9 protein-coding genes are annotated in these 15,519 nt (G+C 62.2%); 2 read left to right on the top strand and 7 right to left on the bottom strand.

All coding sequences use genetic code 11. The features are described from left to right. From tuf to rpsL, 4 genes are all read right to left on the bottom strand, one after another. Nucleotides 1-929: elongation factor Tu (gene tuf / locus NKI79_RS32275; protein ID WP_352807286.1), on the bottom strand; the 929-nt coding region annotated here is incomplete at its 3' end. A gap of 67 nt (nucleotides 930-996) precedes the next feature. After that, a complete protein-coding gene (fusA, locus tag NKI79_RS32280; protein WP_254817148.1) occupies nucleotides 997-3,087 on the bottom strand; it encodes an elongation factor G in 2,091 nt (696 codons plus the stop codon). A 30-nt stretch (nucleotides 3,088-3,117) separates the two neighbouring features. Further along, nucleotides 3,118-3,588, bottom strand: a complete 471-nt coding sequence (gene rpsG / locus NKI79_RS32285) for a 30S ribosomal protein S7 (protein ID WP_008875664.1) — start codon at nucleotides 3,586-3,588, stop codon at nucleotides 3,118-3,120. Between the two features lie 85 nt (nucleotides 3,589-3,673). After that, entirely contained in the window at nucleotides 3,674-4,045 is a 372-nt protein-coding gene (rpsL, locus tag NKI79_RS32290; RefSeq protein ID WP_006333356.1) for a 30S ribosomal protein S12, read from the bottom strand. Nucleotides 4,046-4,507: 462 nt separating this feature from the next. Here rpsL and NKI79_RS32295 point away from each other — a divergent pair, with 462 nt between their 5' ends. After that, entirely contained in the window at nucleotides 4,508-4,789 is a 282-nt protein-coding gene (locus NKI79_RS32295) for a transcriptional regulator (RefSeq protein ID WP_254817147.1), read from the top strand. Nucleotides 4,790-4,911: 122 nt separating this feature from the next. After that, the gene (locus NKI79_RS32300) at nucleotides 4,912-5,841 is read left to right on the top strand and encodes a Gfo/Idh/MocA family protein (protein ID WP_352807289.1); all 930 of its coding nucleotides are present in this window, start codon (nucleotides 4,912-4,914) and stop codon (nucleotides 5,839-5,841) included. A 48-nt stretch (nucleotides 5,842-5,889) separates the two neighbouring features. Here NKI79_RS32300 and NKI79_RS32305 read toward each other — a convergent pair whose 3' ends face one another. From NKI79_RS32305 to rpoB, 3 genes are all read right to left on the bottom strand, one after another. Further along, a complete protein-coding gene (locus NKI79_RS32305; protein WP_352807291.1) occupies nucleotides 5,890-6,555 on the bottom strand; it encodes an O-methyltransferase in 666 nt (221 codons plus the stop codon). An 84-nt stretch (nucleotides 6,556-6,639) separates the two neighbouring features. Then, nucleotides 6,640-10,836 carry a DNA-directed RNA polymerase subunit beta' gene (gene rpoC, locus NKI79_RS32310; RefSeq protein WP_352807294.1) on the bottom strand — a complete coding sequence of 1,399 codons (4,197 nt, stop codon included), beginning with the start codon at nucleotides 10,834-10,836 and terminating at the stop codon, nucleotides 6,640-6,642. A 188-nt stretch (nucleotides 10,837-11,024) separates the two neighbouring features. After that, complete coding sequence (gene rpoB, locus NKI79_RS32315) at nucleotides 11,025-15,161, bottom strand: DNA-directed RNA polymerase subunit beta (protein WP_254817143.1); 4,137 nt, start codon at nucleotides 15,159-15,161, stop codon at nucleotides 11,025-11,027. Nucleotides 15,162-15,519 lie beyond the last annotated feature (358 nt).

Raw genomic sequence — 15,519 nt, forward strand, 5'->3', positions numbered from 1 at the left:
GTCAGGATGTAGGCTTCGGCAACAAACTTCTTGTGCGGCTTGACGGTGCCGGGCTTGGCCAGGACCTGGCCGCGCTCGACGCCTTCACGGTCGACACCGCGCAGCAGCGCGCCGATGTTGTCGCCGGCCTGACCCTGGTCGAGCAGCTTGCGGAACATCTCGACGCCCGTGCAGGTCGTCTTGGTGGTCGGACGGATGCCGACGATCTCCAGCTCCTCGCCGACCTTGACGACGCCGCGCTCGACGCGGCCGGTCACCACCGTGCCACGGCCCGAGATCGAGAACACGTCCTCGATCGGCATCAGGAACGGCTTGTCGAGCGGACGAACCGGCGTCGGAATGTAGGCATCGACCTGAGCCATCAGCTCGCGGATGGCGTCCTCGCCGATCTTCTTGTCGCTATCTTCAAGGGCGGCAAGCGCCGAACCCTTGACGATCGGAATGTCGTCGCCGGGAAACTCGTTCTTGGTCAAAAGCTCGCGCACCTCGAGCTCGACCAGCTCGAGCAGCTCGGCGTCGTCGACCTGGTCGACCTTGTTCAAAAACACCACGATCGAGGGCACGCCGACCTGGCGGGCCAAAAGGATGTGCTCGCGGGTCTGCGGCATCGGACCGTCGGCGGCCGACACCACCAGGATCGCGCCGTCCATCTGCGCGGCACCGGTGATCATGTTCTTCACATAGTCGGCGTGGCCGGGGCAATCGACATGGGCATAGTGGCGGTTGGCGGTCTCGTATTCGACATGCGCCGTCGAAATGGTGATGCCGCGCGCCTTCTCTTCGGGCGCCGCATCGATCTGGTCATAGCGCTTGTATTCGCCAAAATACTTGGTGATCGCCGCCGTCAGCGACGTCTTGCCATGGTCGACGTGACCAATCGTGCCAATGTTCACATGAGGCTTAGTGCGCTCGAATTTACCTTTTGCCATGTGATCTCTCCATTCCTGCCGGCCCGTACGGGCCTTGAATTAAGTTACTGGTGCAACTCGTTTCGAGTTACGCGTATTTCTTCTGGACTTCCTGGGCGACCGCGGTCGGGACCGGCTCGTAATGGTCGAACTGCATCGTGTAGGCCGCGCGGCCCTGGCTCATCGAGCGAAGGTTGTCCACGTATTTGAACATGTTGGCGAGCGGCACCATCGCGTTGATGACCACCGCGACGCCGCGGGCCTCCTGGCCCTGGATCTGGCCACGACGGCCGTTCAGGTCGCCGATAACGCTGCCGACGTAATCTTCCGGCGTCACCACCTCGACCTTCATGATCGGCTCGAGCAACTGCACGCCAAGCTTGGGCGCTGCTTCACGGAAGCAGGCGCGGCCGGCGATTTCGAAGGCCAGAACCGACGAGTCCACGTCGTGGTAGGCGCCATCGATCAGCGTCGCCTTGACGCCGATCATCGGGAAGCCGGCGAACGGGCCCGAGGTCATGACGCTGTTGATGCCCTTTTCGACACCGGGGATGTATTCCTTCGGCACAGCGCCGCCGACGATCTTGGTTTCGAACTCGAATTCGCTGCTTTCCGGATTCGGCTCGAAGAGGATCTTGACGCGGGCGAACTGGCCGGTACCGCCGGTCTGCTTCTTGTGCGTGTAGTCCTGCTCGTGCTTGCGGGTGATCGTCTCGCGGTAGGCCACCTGCGGCGCGCCGACATTGGCCTCGACCTTGAACTCGCGACGCATGCGGTCGACGATGATGTCGAGGTGAAGTTCGCCCATGCCGGAGATGATCGTCTGGCCGCTTTCCTCGTCGGTCTTGACGCGGAAGGACGGATCCTCGGCGGCCAGGCGGTGAAGGGCGAGACCCATCTTTTCCTGGTCGTTCTTGGTCTTCGGCTCGATGGCGATCTGGATGACCGGATCGGGGAATTCCATGCGCTCGAGGATGACCGGATGCAACGGATCGCTGAGCGTGTCGCCGGTGGTGGTGTCCTTGAGACCAGCGAGGGCGACGATGTCGCCGGCAAACGCCTCTTCGACGTCGGCGCGCGAATTCGCATGCATCTGCAACATGCGGCCGATGCGCTCTTTCTTGCCCTTCACGGTGTTGTCGACTGAGATGCCCTTGGTGAGCTTGCCCGAATAGATGCGGGCAAAGGTGAGCGAACCGACGAACGGGTCGTTCATGATCTTGAAGGCGAGCATCGACAGCGGTTCGTTGTCGTCGGCATGACGCTCGATCTCGGCGTCGGTCTTGGCGTCGACGCCCTTGATGGCAGGGACATCGGCCGGCGACGGCAGATATTCGACGACGGCGTCGAGCAGCGGCTGCACGCCCTTGTTCTTGAAGGCCGAGCCGCAGAACATTGGATAGAACTTCACCGCGATCGTGCCCTTGCGGATGAGCGCACGGATCTCGTCGTTGCTCGGCATCTTGCCTTCGAGGTAATTCTCGAGCGCCGTTTCGTCCATTTCGACGGCGGCCTCAATCATCTTCTCGCGGTATTCTTCGGCACGAGCCTTGAGGTCGGCAGGGATCTCGACGATGTCCCAGGCAGCGCCCAGCGTCTCGTCGCGCCAGACCAGCGCGTTCATCTCGACGAGATCGACGACACCCTTGAACTCGGTCTCGGCGCCGATCGGCAACTGCATGACGACGGCATGCGCACCGAGGCGCGAACCGATCATCTCGACCGAGCGGTAGAAGTCGGCGCCGATCTTATCCATCTTGTTGCAGAAGATCATGCGCGGCACGCGATACTTGTCGGCCTGGCGCCAGACGGTCTCCGTCTGCGGCTCGACACCGGCATTGGCATCGAGCAGCGCGATGGCGCCGTCGAGCACGCGCAGCGAACGCTCGACCTCGATGGTGAAGTCGACGTGGCCGGGGGTGTCGATGATGTTGAAGCGATACATCTTGCCGTCGCGACCCTTCCAGAAGGTCGTGGTGGCGGCCGACGTGATGGTGATGCCGCGCTCCTGCTCCTGCTCCATCCAATCCATGGTCGCAGCGCCGTCGTGGACTTCGCCGATCTTGTGCGACTTGCCCGTGTAATAGAGGACGCGCTCGGTGGTCGTCGTCTTGCCGGCGTCGATATGCGCCATGATACCGAAATTGCGGTAGTCTTCGATTTTATATTCGCGGGCCATGGGAGGTGCCTCTTCAGTCTCGTTCGCGCTTTACCAGCGGTAGTGCGCGAAAGCGCGGTTGGCTTCTGCCATCTTGTGGGTGTCTTCACGCTTCTTGACGGCGGTGCCGCGGTTGTTGGCCGCGTCCATCAGCTCGCCGGAGAGGCGGTCGACCATGGTGGTCTCGTTGCGGTTGCGGGCGGCAGCGATCAGCCAGCGGATGGCCAATGCCTGCCGGCGCTCGGGGCGCACGTCGACCGGAACCTGGTAGGTGGCGCCGCCGACGCGGCGTGAACGCACTTCCACATGTGGCGCGACATTGTCGAGCGCCTGATGGAAGACGGTGACCGGCTCCTGCTTGGTCTTGGACTGGACCTGGTCGAGCGCGCCGTAGACGATGGTCTCGGCAACCGACTTCTTGCCATCATACATGACGGCATTCATGAACTTGGTAACGATCAGGTCGCCGAACTTCGGGTCCGGATTGATCTCACGCTTTTCTGCACTGTGACGACGGGACATTTTTTCTCTGCCTCAATTCTACGCGGTGGCCTGGATCCCGGATCGTCGCTTGACGCCGTCCGGAACGATCTTGGCTACGCTTCGGTCACTTCGGACGCTTGGCGCCGTATTTCGAACGGCGCTGCTTGCGGTTCTTCACGCCTTGCGTGTCGAGCACGCCGCGGATGATGTGGTAACGGACGCCCGGAAGATCCTTGACGCGGCCGCCGCGGATCATCACCACCGAGTGTTCCTGAAGGTTGTGGCCTTCGCCGGGGATGTAACCGATCACTTCAAAACCATTGGTCAGACGGATCTTGGCCACCTTGCGCAGCGCCGAGTTCGGCTTCTTCGGCGTCGTGGTGTAGACGCGCGTGCAGACGCCCCGCTTCTGCGGGTTCTGCTGCATGGCCGGGACCTTGTTGCGCTTCACCGGCGCAATGCGCGGCTTGCGGATCAGCTGGTTGACGGTAGGCATTAAACCCTCTTGTCTCTCAATTCCGTGTCTTGCCCGGTCAGGGCCGCTCAAAGCGTCATTTCCATACGCAAATTCGGGCCACAAACCGCGCCTCGCGGTCTTGCCCGAACAAATAGCAGAGGAAGCGGAAGCCGCTTCATGCACGCCGGAAATATCTTTTCGCTCGTAAAACGAACCCTGTTTGAGGCAAACTCCAAAGCGTGTCGCTTCGAAAGCGAGAGCCTCACATCGGTTCTGACTGGCCGGCTTCTACTCGTGCGGCCACTGTCCGTCAACCCCGGAGCGGCAAATATTGCGCTGAACCCGAGGTTTGGCAGCCATGCGAAAAACACATGTAATTTTCTTGCGCCGTTTTTCAAGAGGAAGGCAGAAAGTGACCGGCTTGCGGCTGTTTCCACGCCGTGCTTCGTGCGAAAAGGCGGCATGAACAGCCCAAAACCCCTCGCCCGGAGGTACGAACCCGTGAATGACAATGAGGAGCGCCCGGTCACCATTATTACCGGCCGGGTGTGGAAGCGCAAAGGCGGCAAGCCGGAAGGCGTGCATGTGATGCTGGTCGCCCCGGACGACGATTCGGCGGTGCGCCGCGCTCTCGAATCACTTGCCGCGGAAGGTTACGCCGAGGCCGAGCTCGACCAGATCGGTGACCTGGACGGCGTGCCCGACGAGGAGCCGCATCTGTCCGCCTATCAGGGCGCGCTCGAAGGCGAAGTGTCGATCGTGACCTTCGATGTGCCGATCTGAAGAGATCTGAATCGCGGTCGATCTCACGGCCGGCGACAAAGCCCGGCGACTTGCCCGACACAAGTTCTCTGCTAAGAAGCGAGCTCTGGTAAAACCAAGCACACTCAACCTGCGGAGCTCCCATGTCCTCTAGTCCCATCAAGCTCGGCATCGTCGGCGTGGGAAAGATCGTCCGCGACCAGCACCTGCCGGCCTTGGCGAAGGACCAGGATTATCGCCTGGTCGCCGCAGCGAGCCGCCACGGCAAAGTCGAAGACATCCCGAATTTCCCGACGATCGAGGCGATGCTCGACTCGGTGCCGGAGCTCGAGGCGGTGTCGCTGTGCATGCCGCCGCAGTTCCGTTATGACGCCGCACGCACGGCGCTGGTGGCGAAAAAGCATGTCTTCCTGGAAAAGCCGCCGGGCGCGACCGTCAGCGAGGTCGAGGACCTGAAGGCGCTGGCGGCAGCGAACGGCGTCTGTCTGTTCGCCAGTTGGCATTCACGCTATGCGCCGGCTGTCGAGGCCGCTCGCGCTTTCCTCGGTTCAACCAAAATCAGATCGGCCGCTATCATCTGGAAGGAAGATGTCCGCCGCTGGCATCCGAATCAGGAATGGATCTGGGCACCGGGCGGCTTCGGCGTCTTCGATCCCGGCATCAACGCACTGTCGATCGCCACCCACATCCTGCCGCCAATGTTCATCAGTTCGGCAGAGCTCGATTTTCCGGAGAACCGTGCATCCCCGGTCGCAGCCCACGTCACCTTCCGCACCTCGGATGGATTGCCGGTGACGATGGAACTCGACTGGCTTCAGACCGGCCCGCAGAGCTGGGACATCCTGGCCGAGACGGACCGGGGTAAAATGGTGCTTTCCGGCGGCGGCTCGAAGCTCGCTGTCGACGGCCGCGTCGTTCACGAGGAGCCGGAAGCGGAATACCCGATGCTTTACAAGCGCTTTGCCGAGATCGTGCGCGCGGGTACCTCCGACGTCGATCTCGCGCCCCTTCAGCACGTCGCCGACGCCTTCATGCTGGGCAAGCGCAATGTGGTGCAAGCTTTTTTCGATTGATCAGCGGGCGTCGGCCGGATCGCATGTCCGGTCACGCACCGCGCAAGTTCAATTGACGATCGCTATGGCAAAGCCGTCATAGCCCTTGGCGCCAACAGTCTGGATCGCGGTGCCTTCCAGACGCTTGTCGCCGCCGATGAACGAGAACGCCGCGCGTGCCCCTTCGACATTGGCGTCACGACCATCTTCATTCACCACCGCGCCGTCACGGATGACATTGTCGCAGACGATGACGGTCCCCGGCCTCGAAAGACGCATGGCCCACGACAGATAGTGCGGGTTGTTCGGCTTGTCGGCGTCGATGAAGATGAAGTCGAATGGCCCGGCATTCTCGGCGGCTAACGCCGCAAGCGATTGAAGCGCCGGTCCGACCCGCAGTTCTACCCGGTCCGACACCCCTGCGCGTTCAAAGTTCGACCGCGCGACACTGGCGTGGTGCGGGTCAAGCTCGAGCGTCACGACCTTGCCGTCCACGGGCAACGCTCGCGCCATCCAGATTGTCGAGTAGCCGCCCAACGTGCCGATTTCGAGTACCTTCTTGGCTCCCTGCATTCGCGCAAGAAGTGACAGCAGCTTGCCTTGTGCCGGCGAAACATCGATCGCCGGCAGGCCGTGGTCATGGTTGGCCGCCAGAACGACATCGAGGGCGGGATCCGCATCGAAAAGAGCCTCGACAATGTAGTCGTCGACAGAAGCCCAGGTCTTCATGCTCATCGTTTTCTTCTCCGATCCGATTAGGAACCAAAATGCGAAAAGGGGCCACTTGGGCCCCTTTTCTATCTTCTCTTTCTTGCGCGCTTACTGCGCGGCGGAAGCCATGTCGGTCAGCATCGGCTCGGCGACCTCGACGCCGGACGCCTTGCGGCGCTCGTCGATGATCAGCTCGTCGCGCGAGGTGGCGATGCGCCGGATCTGGCTCATCGTGCCGCCGGTGCCGGCTGGGATCAGCCGGCCGACGATGACGTTTTCCTTCAGCCCCTGCAGCATGTCGGTCTTGCCGGCAACCGCAGCTTCGGTCAGCACCCTCGTCGTCTCCTGGAAGGAGGCGGCCGAGATGAAGGACGGCGTCTGCAGCGAGGCCTTGGTGATGCCGAGCAACACCGGCTGGCCTTCTGCCGGCTTCTTGCCTTCCTCAACCAGGCGCTCGTTGACCTCTTCCAGTTCGATCACGTCGACGTGGTCGCCCGGAATGTAGGTCGAATCGCCCTGCGTGGTGATCTCGACCTTCTGCAGCATCTGGCGAACGATCACCTCGATGTGCTTGTCGTTGATCGACACGCCCTGCAGTCGGTAGACCTCCTGGATCTCGTTGACGAGGTAGGAGGCAAGCGCCTCCACGCCCTTGATCGCCAGGATGTCATGCGGCGCCGGATTGCCGTCGAGGATGTAGTCGCCCTTCTCGATGACGTCGCCGTCCTGGAGATGGAACGGCTTGCCCTTCGGGATCAGGTATTCGACCGGCTCAAGCGTCGAGTCATGCGGCTCGATGATGATACGGCGCTTGTTCTTGTAGTCGCGGCCGAAGCGGATCGTGCCATCGATCTCAGCGATGATGGCGTGATCCTTCGGACGGCGTGCCTCGAACAGCTCGGCAACACGCGGCAGACCGCCGGTGATGTCCTTGGTCTTGGCGCTTTCCATCGGAATACGCGCCAGCACGTCGCCGGGGCGAACCTGTGCGCCCGGCTCGACCGAAAGAATGGCCTCGACCGAGAGCAGGAAGCGGGCGTCGCCACCCTTCGACAGCTTGCCGACCTTACCCTTGGCATCCAGGACGGCGATCGCCGGCTTGAGGTCGTTGCCGCGTGGCGTCGAACGCCAGTCGATGACCTCGCGCTTGGTGATGCCGGTGGATTCGTCGGCGGTTTCCTGAACGGAAATGCCGTCGACCAGATCCTCGAACGCGACCTTGCCCTCGATTTCGGTGAGGACCGGGCGGGTATAAGGATCCCACTCGGCGATACGCTGGCCGCGCTTCACCTTGTCGCCATCGTCGACGAAGATCCGCGAACCGTAGGTGACGCGGTGCGTGGCGCGTTCCTTGCCGGCCTCGTCGAGGATCAGCACCGCCATATTGCGGCCCATGACCATCAGCTGGCCGTCGGAGTTGCGCACCACGTTGCGGTTGCGGATCTCGACCTTGCCCTCGTACGAGGCTTCAAGGAACGAGGAATCCACCACCTGCGCCGTGCCGCCCATGTGGAAGGTACGCATGGTGAGCTGGGTGCCCGGCTCGCCGATCGACTGCGCCGCGATGACGCCGACAGCCTCGCCCTGGTTGACGGGAGTGCCGCGGGCCAGATCGCGTCCGTAGCAGACCGCGCAGACGCCGACCCTGACCTCGCAGGTCAGCGCCGAACGGATGCGGACCGATTGCACGCCGGCCTTTTCGATCAGTTCCACGTCACGCTCGTCCATCAGCGTTCCGGCCTTGACCAGAACATCGCCGGTGACCGGGTGGGTGATGTCGTCGAGCGAGGTGCGGCCGAGAACGCGCTGGCCAACCGAGGCGACGACCTGACCGGCATCGACGATCGGCTGCATTGTGAGGCCCTTGTCGGTGCCGCAGTCGAGCGAGTTGACGATGCAGTCCTGCGCCACGTCGACGAGACGACGCGTCAGATAACCCGAGTTCGCCGTCTTCAAGGCGGTGTCGGCCAGACCCTTGCGGGCGCCGTGGGTCGAGTTGAAGTACTCGAGCACGGTGAGGCCTTCCTTGAAGTTCGAGATGATCGGCGTCTCGATGATTTCACCGCTAGGCTTGGCCATCAGGCCGCGCATGCCGGCAAGCTGGCGCATCTGGGTGGGCGAACCGCGCGCACCGGAGTGCGACATCATGTAGATCGAGTTCATCGGCTTCTGACGGCCGTTGTCCTCGAATTCGACAGCCTTGATGCGGGCCATCATTTCGTCGGCGACCTTTTCCGAGCACTTGGCCCAGGCGTCGACGACCTTGTTGTACTTCTCGCCCTGGGTGATCAGGCCGTCATTGTACTGCTGCTCGTACTCCTTGGCCAAAGCCTCGGTGTCGGACACCAGCTTGATCTTGGCGTCCGGAATCAGCATGTCGTCCTTGCCGAACGAAATGCCGGCACGGCACGCGTGGCTGAAGCCGAGAGCCATGATGCGATCGCAGAAAATGACCGTCTCCTTCTGACCGCAATGGCGGTAGACGGTGTCGATCATCTTGGAGATGTTCTTCTTGGTCATCTCCTGGTTGGCGGTCTCGTACGGCACATTGTGGTTCTTCGGCAGAAGTTCGCCGATGATCATGCGGCCAGGCGTAGTGTCGTAGATCTTCGACACGACCTTGCCGTCGGCGTCGACCGTACGGAAGCGCCCCTTGATCTTGGCATGCAGTGTCACCGCCTTGGTCTCGAGCGCGTGCTGGAGTTCGCCCATGTCGGCAAACACCATGCCCTCGCCCGGCTCGTTCTGGTTGACGATCGAGAGATAGTAGAGACCGAGAACCATGTCCTGCGACGGCACGATGATCGGCGCACCGGAAGCCGGGTGCAGGATGTTGTTGGTCGACATCATCAGCACGCGGGCTTCGAGCTGCGCTTCCAGCGACAGCGGTACGTGGACCGCCATCTGGTCGCCGTCGAAGTCGGCGTTGAAGGCCGTACAGACCAGCGGGTGAAGCTGGATCGCCTTGCCTTCGATCAGGATCGGCTCGAACGCCTGGATGCCGAGGCGGTGCAGCGTCGGCGCGCGGTTCAACAGCACCGGATGCTCGCGGATGACCTCGTCGAGGATATCCCAGACCTCCGGACGCTCCTTCTCGACCAACTTCTTCGCTTGCTTGACGGTCGAGGAGTAACCCTTGGCGTCGAGACGGGCGTAGATGAAGGGCTTGAACAGTTCGAGCGCCATCTTCTTTGGCAGGCCGCACTGGTGCAGCTTGAGCTCCGGACCGGTGACGATGACCGAGCGGCCGGAATAGTCGACGCGCTTGCCGAGCAGGTTCTGGCGGAACCGGCCCTGCTTGCCCTTCAGCATGTCGGACAGCGACTTCAGCGGACGCTTGTTGGCGCCGGTGATGACGCGGCCGCGACGGCCGTTGTCGAACAGTGCATCGACGGCTTCCTGCAGCATGCGCTTTTCATTGCGCACGATGATGCCGGGTGCGCGCAGCTCGATCAGCCGCTTCAGGCGGTTGTTGCGGTTGATGACGCGGCGATAGAGATCGTTCAGATCCGACGTGGCGAAACGGCCGCCGTCCAGCGGGACAAGCGGACGCAGGTCCGGCGGGATCACCGGAACCACCTTCATGATCATCCATTCCGGACGGTTGCCGGATTCCATGAAGTTCTCGACGACCTTGAGCCGCTTCAGGTACTTCTTCTGCTTCAGCTCGGAGGTGGTCGAAGCCAGCTCCGAACGCAGATCGCCGGCGATCTTCTCGAGGTCCATGCCGGCCAGAAGGTCGTGGATCGCCTCGGCGCCGATCATGGCGGTGAACGAATCCTCACCATATTCGTCGACGGCCATCATGTACTCTTCCTCGCTGAGCAGCTGGTGCTCCTTCAGCGCGGTGAGGCCGGGTTCGGTGACGATGTAGTTCTCGAAATAGAGGACGCGCTCGATGTCCTTCAGCGTCATGTCGAGCAGCGTGCCGATGCGCGACGGCAGCGACTTCAGGAACCAGATGTGGGCGACCGGTGCCGCCAGCTCGATATGGCCCATGCGCTCGCGGCGGACGCGCGACAACGTGACTTCGACGCCGCACTTCTCGCAGATGACGCCCTTGTACTTCATGCGCTTGTACTTGCCGCACAGGCACTCATAGTCCTTGATCGGACCAAAAATGCGTGCGCAGAACAGGCCGTCACGCTCCGGCTTGAAGGTGCGGTAGTTGATGGTCTCCGGCTTCTTGATCTCGCCGAACGACCAGGACAGAATCTTCTCAGGGCTGGCAAGCGAGATCCGGATGGAATCGAACACCTGCGCGGGCGCCTGGGGATTGAAGAGATTCATGACCTCTTGGTTCATGCCGTTCTCCTTTTCGGGGTCCTCGAAAACCCCTTGCATCTAGCGCGGGCCAAACGCCCGCCGACTTGATCGGCCATCGGCCGAAGAAACTCTGTTGTTTGAGCATGATCTTGGCCGAAAACCGGTAACCACTTTTCGGGATCATGCTCGGCGTCCGGTCGCGGGAAGACCGCGGCCGGACGTCTTGCTTATTCGGCCGCGTCGGGCAGCCGGATCGGGTTTTCGTCGAGCTTGGTGTTCTCCAGCTCGACATTGAGGCCGAGAGACCGCATTTCCTTGACGAGAACGTTGAAGCTCTCGGGGATGCCGGCCTCGAAGGTGTCGTCGCCTCTGACGATCGCCTCGTAGACCTTGGTGCGGCCGGCGACGTCGTCCGACTTCACCGTCAGCATCTCCTGCAGCGTGTAGGCGGCGCCGTACGCTTCCAGCGCCCAGACCTCCATCTCGCCGAAGCGCTGGCCACCGAACTGCGCCTTGCCGCCCAGCGGCTGCTGGGTAACGAGCGAGTACGGCCCGATCGAACGCGCGTGGATCTTGTCGTCCACAAGATGGTGAAGCTTGAGCATATATATATAGCCCATCGTCACTTTGCGATCGAACGGCTCGCCGGTGCGTCCGTCATAGAGCTGCGACTGACCGCTGGTGTGCAGGCCCGCCTGCTCCAGCATGATGTTGATGTCGGCCTCGTGCGCTCCGTCGAACACCGGTGTCGCGATGGAGACGCCGCGGCGCATCTGCTCGCTGAGGCGAATGATGCTCTCGTCGTCATATTCGCGGATCGGCTCGTTGCGGTCGTTGGCCGGCATGAAGCTCTCGAGCGTCTTGCGCAGCGGCTTGATGTCGCCCGCCGTCTTGTACGCGTCGATCAGATCGCCGATCTTCTTGCCCATTCCGGCGCAAGCCCAGCCCAGATGCGTTTCCAGGATCTGGCCGACATTCATGCGCGACGGCACACCCAGCGGGTTGAGCACGATATCGGCATGCGTGCCGTCCTCGAGGAAAGGCATGTCCTCGACCGGAACGATCCGCGACACGACACCCTTGTTGCCGTGCCGGCCGGCCATCTTGTCGCCGGGCTGCATCTTGCGCTTCACGGCCACGAAGACCTTGACCATCTTCATGACGCCCGGAGGCATTTCGTCGCCGCGCTGCACCTTCTCGACCTTGTCCATGAAGCGCTGCTCGAGCGCCTTCTTGGAATCGTCGTACTGACCACGCAGGGCTTCCAGCTCGCTCTGGAGCTTTTCGTTCTCCACGGCAAACTGCCACCACTGCGAACGCGGATACTCGTCGAGCGTGTCCTTCGACAGCTTCGAGCCCTTTTTGAAGCCCTTCGGCCCGGCAATCGCTTCCTTGCCGACGAGAACGTCGGAAAGACGCGAATAGACGTTACGGTCGAGGATCGCCTGCTCGTCGTCGCGGTCCTTGGCAAGGCGTTCGATCTCCTCGCGCTCGATCGCCATGGCGCGCTCATCCTTCTCGACGCCGTGGCGGTTGAAGACACGCACTTCGACGACGGTGCCGAAGGTTCCCGGAGGCATGCGCATCGAGGTGTCGCGCACGTCCGAGGCCTTTTCACCGAAGATGGCGCGCAGCAGCTTTTCTTCCGGCGTCATCGGGCTTTCGCCCTTCGGCGTGATCTTGCCGACCAGGATGTCGCCCGGCTGCACTTCCGCACCGATGTAGACGATGCCGGCCTCATCGAGGTTCTTCAGCGCTTCTTCCGAGACGTTCGGGATATCGCGCGTGATCTCCTCCGGCCCGAGCTTGGTGTCGCGGGCCATGACTTCGAACTCCTCGATGTGGATCGAGGTGAAGACGTCGTCGGCGACGATGCGCTCGGACAGAAGGATGGAATCCTCGTAGTTGTAGCCGTTCCACGGCATGAACGCGACCAGCACGTTGCGGCCGAGGGCCAGATCGCCGAGCTCGGTCGACGGGCCGTCGGCAATGATGTCGCCCTTGTTGACCCGGTCGCCCATGCGCACCAGCGGACGCTGGTTGATGCAGGTATTCTGGTTCGAACGCTGGAACTTCATCAGCCGGTAGATATCGACGCCGGACTTGCCGGGATCGAGATCTTCCGTGGCGCGGATGACGATACGCGTCGCGTCCACCTGGTCGACGATGCCGCCGCGGCGGGCGCCGATGGCGGCGCCCGAGTCACGGGCGACGATCGGCTCCATGCCGGTGCCGACGAACGGCGCTTCGGCGCGCACCAGCGGCACGGCCTGACGCTGCATGTTAGAGCCCATCAGCGCACGGTTGGCGTCGTCGTTCTCGAGGAACGGGATCAGGGCCGCGGCCACCGACACCATCTGCTTCGGCGATACGTCCATCAGATCGACGTTTTCGCGCGGCGCCATCATCACTTCGCCGGCGTTGCGGCAAATGACGAATTCGTCGACGAAATGACCATTCTTGTCGAGCTCGGCATTGGCCTGCGCGACGTGGTGCTTGGCCTCTTCCATAGCCGACAGGTAAACGACCTCATTGGTCAGCTTGCCATTGACGATCTTGCGGTACGGGCTCTCGATGAAGCCGTATTTGTTGACGCGCGCGAAGGTCGCCAGCGAGTTGATCAGGCCGATATTCGGGCCTTCCGGCGTCTCGATCGGGCAGATGCGGCCGTAATGCGTCGGATGCACGTCGCGCACTTCGAAGCCGGCACGCTCGCGGGTCAGACCGCCCGGTCCAAGCGCCGAAAGACGGCGCTTGTGGGTGATCTCCGACAGCGGGTTGGTCTGATCCATGAACTGCGACAGCTGCGAGGAACCGAAGAACTCGCGCACGGCGGCAGCCGCCGGCTTGGCGTTGATCAGGTCCTGCGGCATCACCGTGTCGATCTCGATCGAGGACATGCGTTCCTTGATCGCGCGCTCCATGCGCAGCAGGCCGACCCGGTACTGGTTCTCCATCAGCTCGCCGACCGAGCGCACGCGGCGATTGCCGAGATTGTCGATGTCGTCGATCTCGCCCTTGCCGTCGCGCAGTTCGACCAGCGTCTTGACCACGGCCAGGATGTCCTCCTTGCGCAGCACGCGCACGGTGTCCTCGGCCTTGAGCTCAAGGCGCATGTTCATCTTGACGCGGCCGACGGCCGATAAGTCGTAGCGCTCGCTGTCGAAGAACAGCGAGTTGAACATGGCTTCGGCGGTCTCGAGCGTCGGCGGCTCGCCCGGGCGCATAACACGATAGATGTCGAACAGTGCGTCCTGGCGGCTCTCGTTCTTGTCGACGTTGAGCGTGTTGCGGATGTAGGCGCCGACGTTGACATGGTCGATGTCGAGAACCTTGATCTCGTCCTCGCCGGTGCCGAGCAGCACTTTCAGCGTCTTTTCGTCGATCTCGTCGCCGGCTTCGAGGAATATCTCACCGGTCGCATAGTTGACGATGTCCTCGGCGAGATAGTTGCCGAGCAGATCCTCGTCGGTCGCCTTGATCGCCTTGAGACCCTTTTCGCCAAGCGCCCTGGCCTGGCGGGCAGTGATCTTCTTGCCGGCCTCGACGACGACCTCGCCGGTGTCGGCGTCAACCAGGTCACCAACGGCCTTGAGGCCGCGGAAACGCTCGACGTTGAACGGGATACGCCAATGGTCGCCGGCGCGCTTGTAGGTGATCTTGTTGTAGAAGGTCGACAGGATCTCTTCGCCGTCCATGCCGAGCGCCATCAGCAGCGACGTGACCGGAATCTTGCGGCGGCGGTCGATACGGGCGTGCACGACGTCCTTGCTATCGAACTCGATGTCGAGCCATGAGCCGCGATAGGGAATAACGCGCGCGGCAAACAGAAGCTTGCCGGACGAGTGCGACTTGCCCTTGTCATGGTCGAAGAAGACGCCCGGCGAACGGTGCATCTGCGAGACGATGACGCGCTCGGTGCCGTTGACGATGAAGGTACCGTTCAAGGTCATGAGCGGCATGTCGCCCATGTAAACGTCCTGCTCCTTGATGTCCTTGATCGACTTCGCGCCGGTATCCTCGTCGATATCGAACACGATGAGGCGCAGCGTCACCTTGAGCGGCGCCGCGTAGGTCAGGTCGCGCTGACGGCATTCGTCAACGTCGAATTTCGGTCCCTCGAACTCGTACTTCACGAATTCCAGCATCGAGGAGCCGGAAAAATCGGAAATCGGGAAGACCGACTTGAAAACTGCCTGCAGCCCCTCGTCAGGACGCCCGCCCTTGGGCTCCTCCACCATCAGGAACTGGTCATAGGATGCCTTCTGAACCTCGATCAGGTTCGGCATCTCCGCAACTTCCGGGATCTTTCCGAAAAACTTGCGTACGCGTCTGCGGCCATTGAAAGTCTGGGTCTGGGCCATCGTCGCTCCTTAGCTCAATTCTCGGGACGAGCCTCGCCGCGGCTCGCCTTGCATCTCGGGCCACCTTGGCGGCCCTGTCTTGTTGCCCGCCGCCTGTCGGCGGCTTCTTGTCTTTTCACCCACCACCAATTGGCGGTGGGCCAGAAACGGGAGAAAACCCGTTTCCTGAAGGCCGGTTTGCGGCCCTCAGGAAAGAGGTTTTCGCACTCTTCGCGCTATGAGCCTCCCCTAGACGTGATGGGAGTGGCGGGGGGGGCCGCCCCCGCCCCCCGGGCAGAAACACGAAATAAAGTATAAACATGGGGCCCGGGGGGGCACCGGGGGGCTGGAAATTTTAGCGGGGGGCGGTGGGAAACCC

The sequence above is a fragment of the Mesorhizobium sp. M0340 genome (genome assembly GCF_040321535.1).
GTDB lineage: Bacteria > Pseudomonadota > Alphaproteobacteria > Rhizobiales > Rhizobiaceae > Mesorhizobium.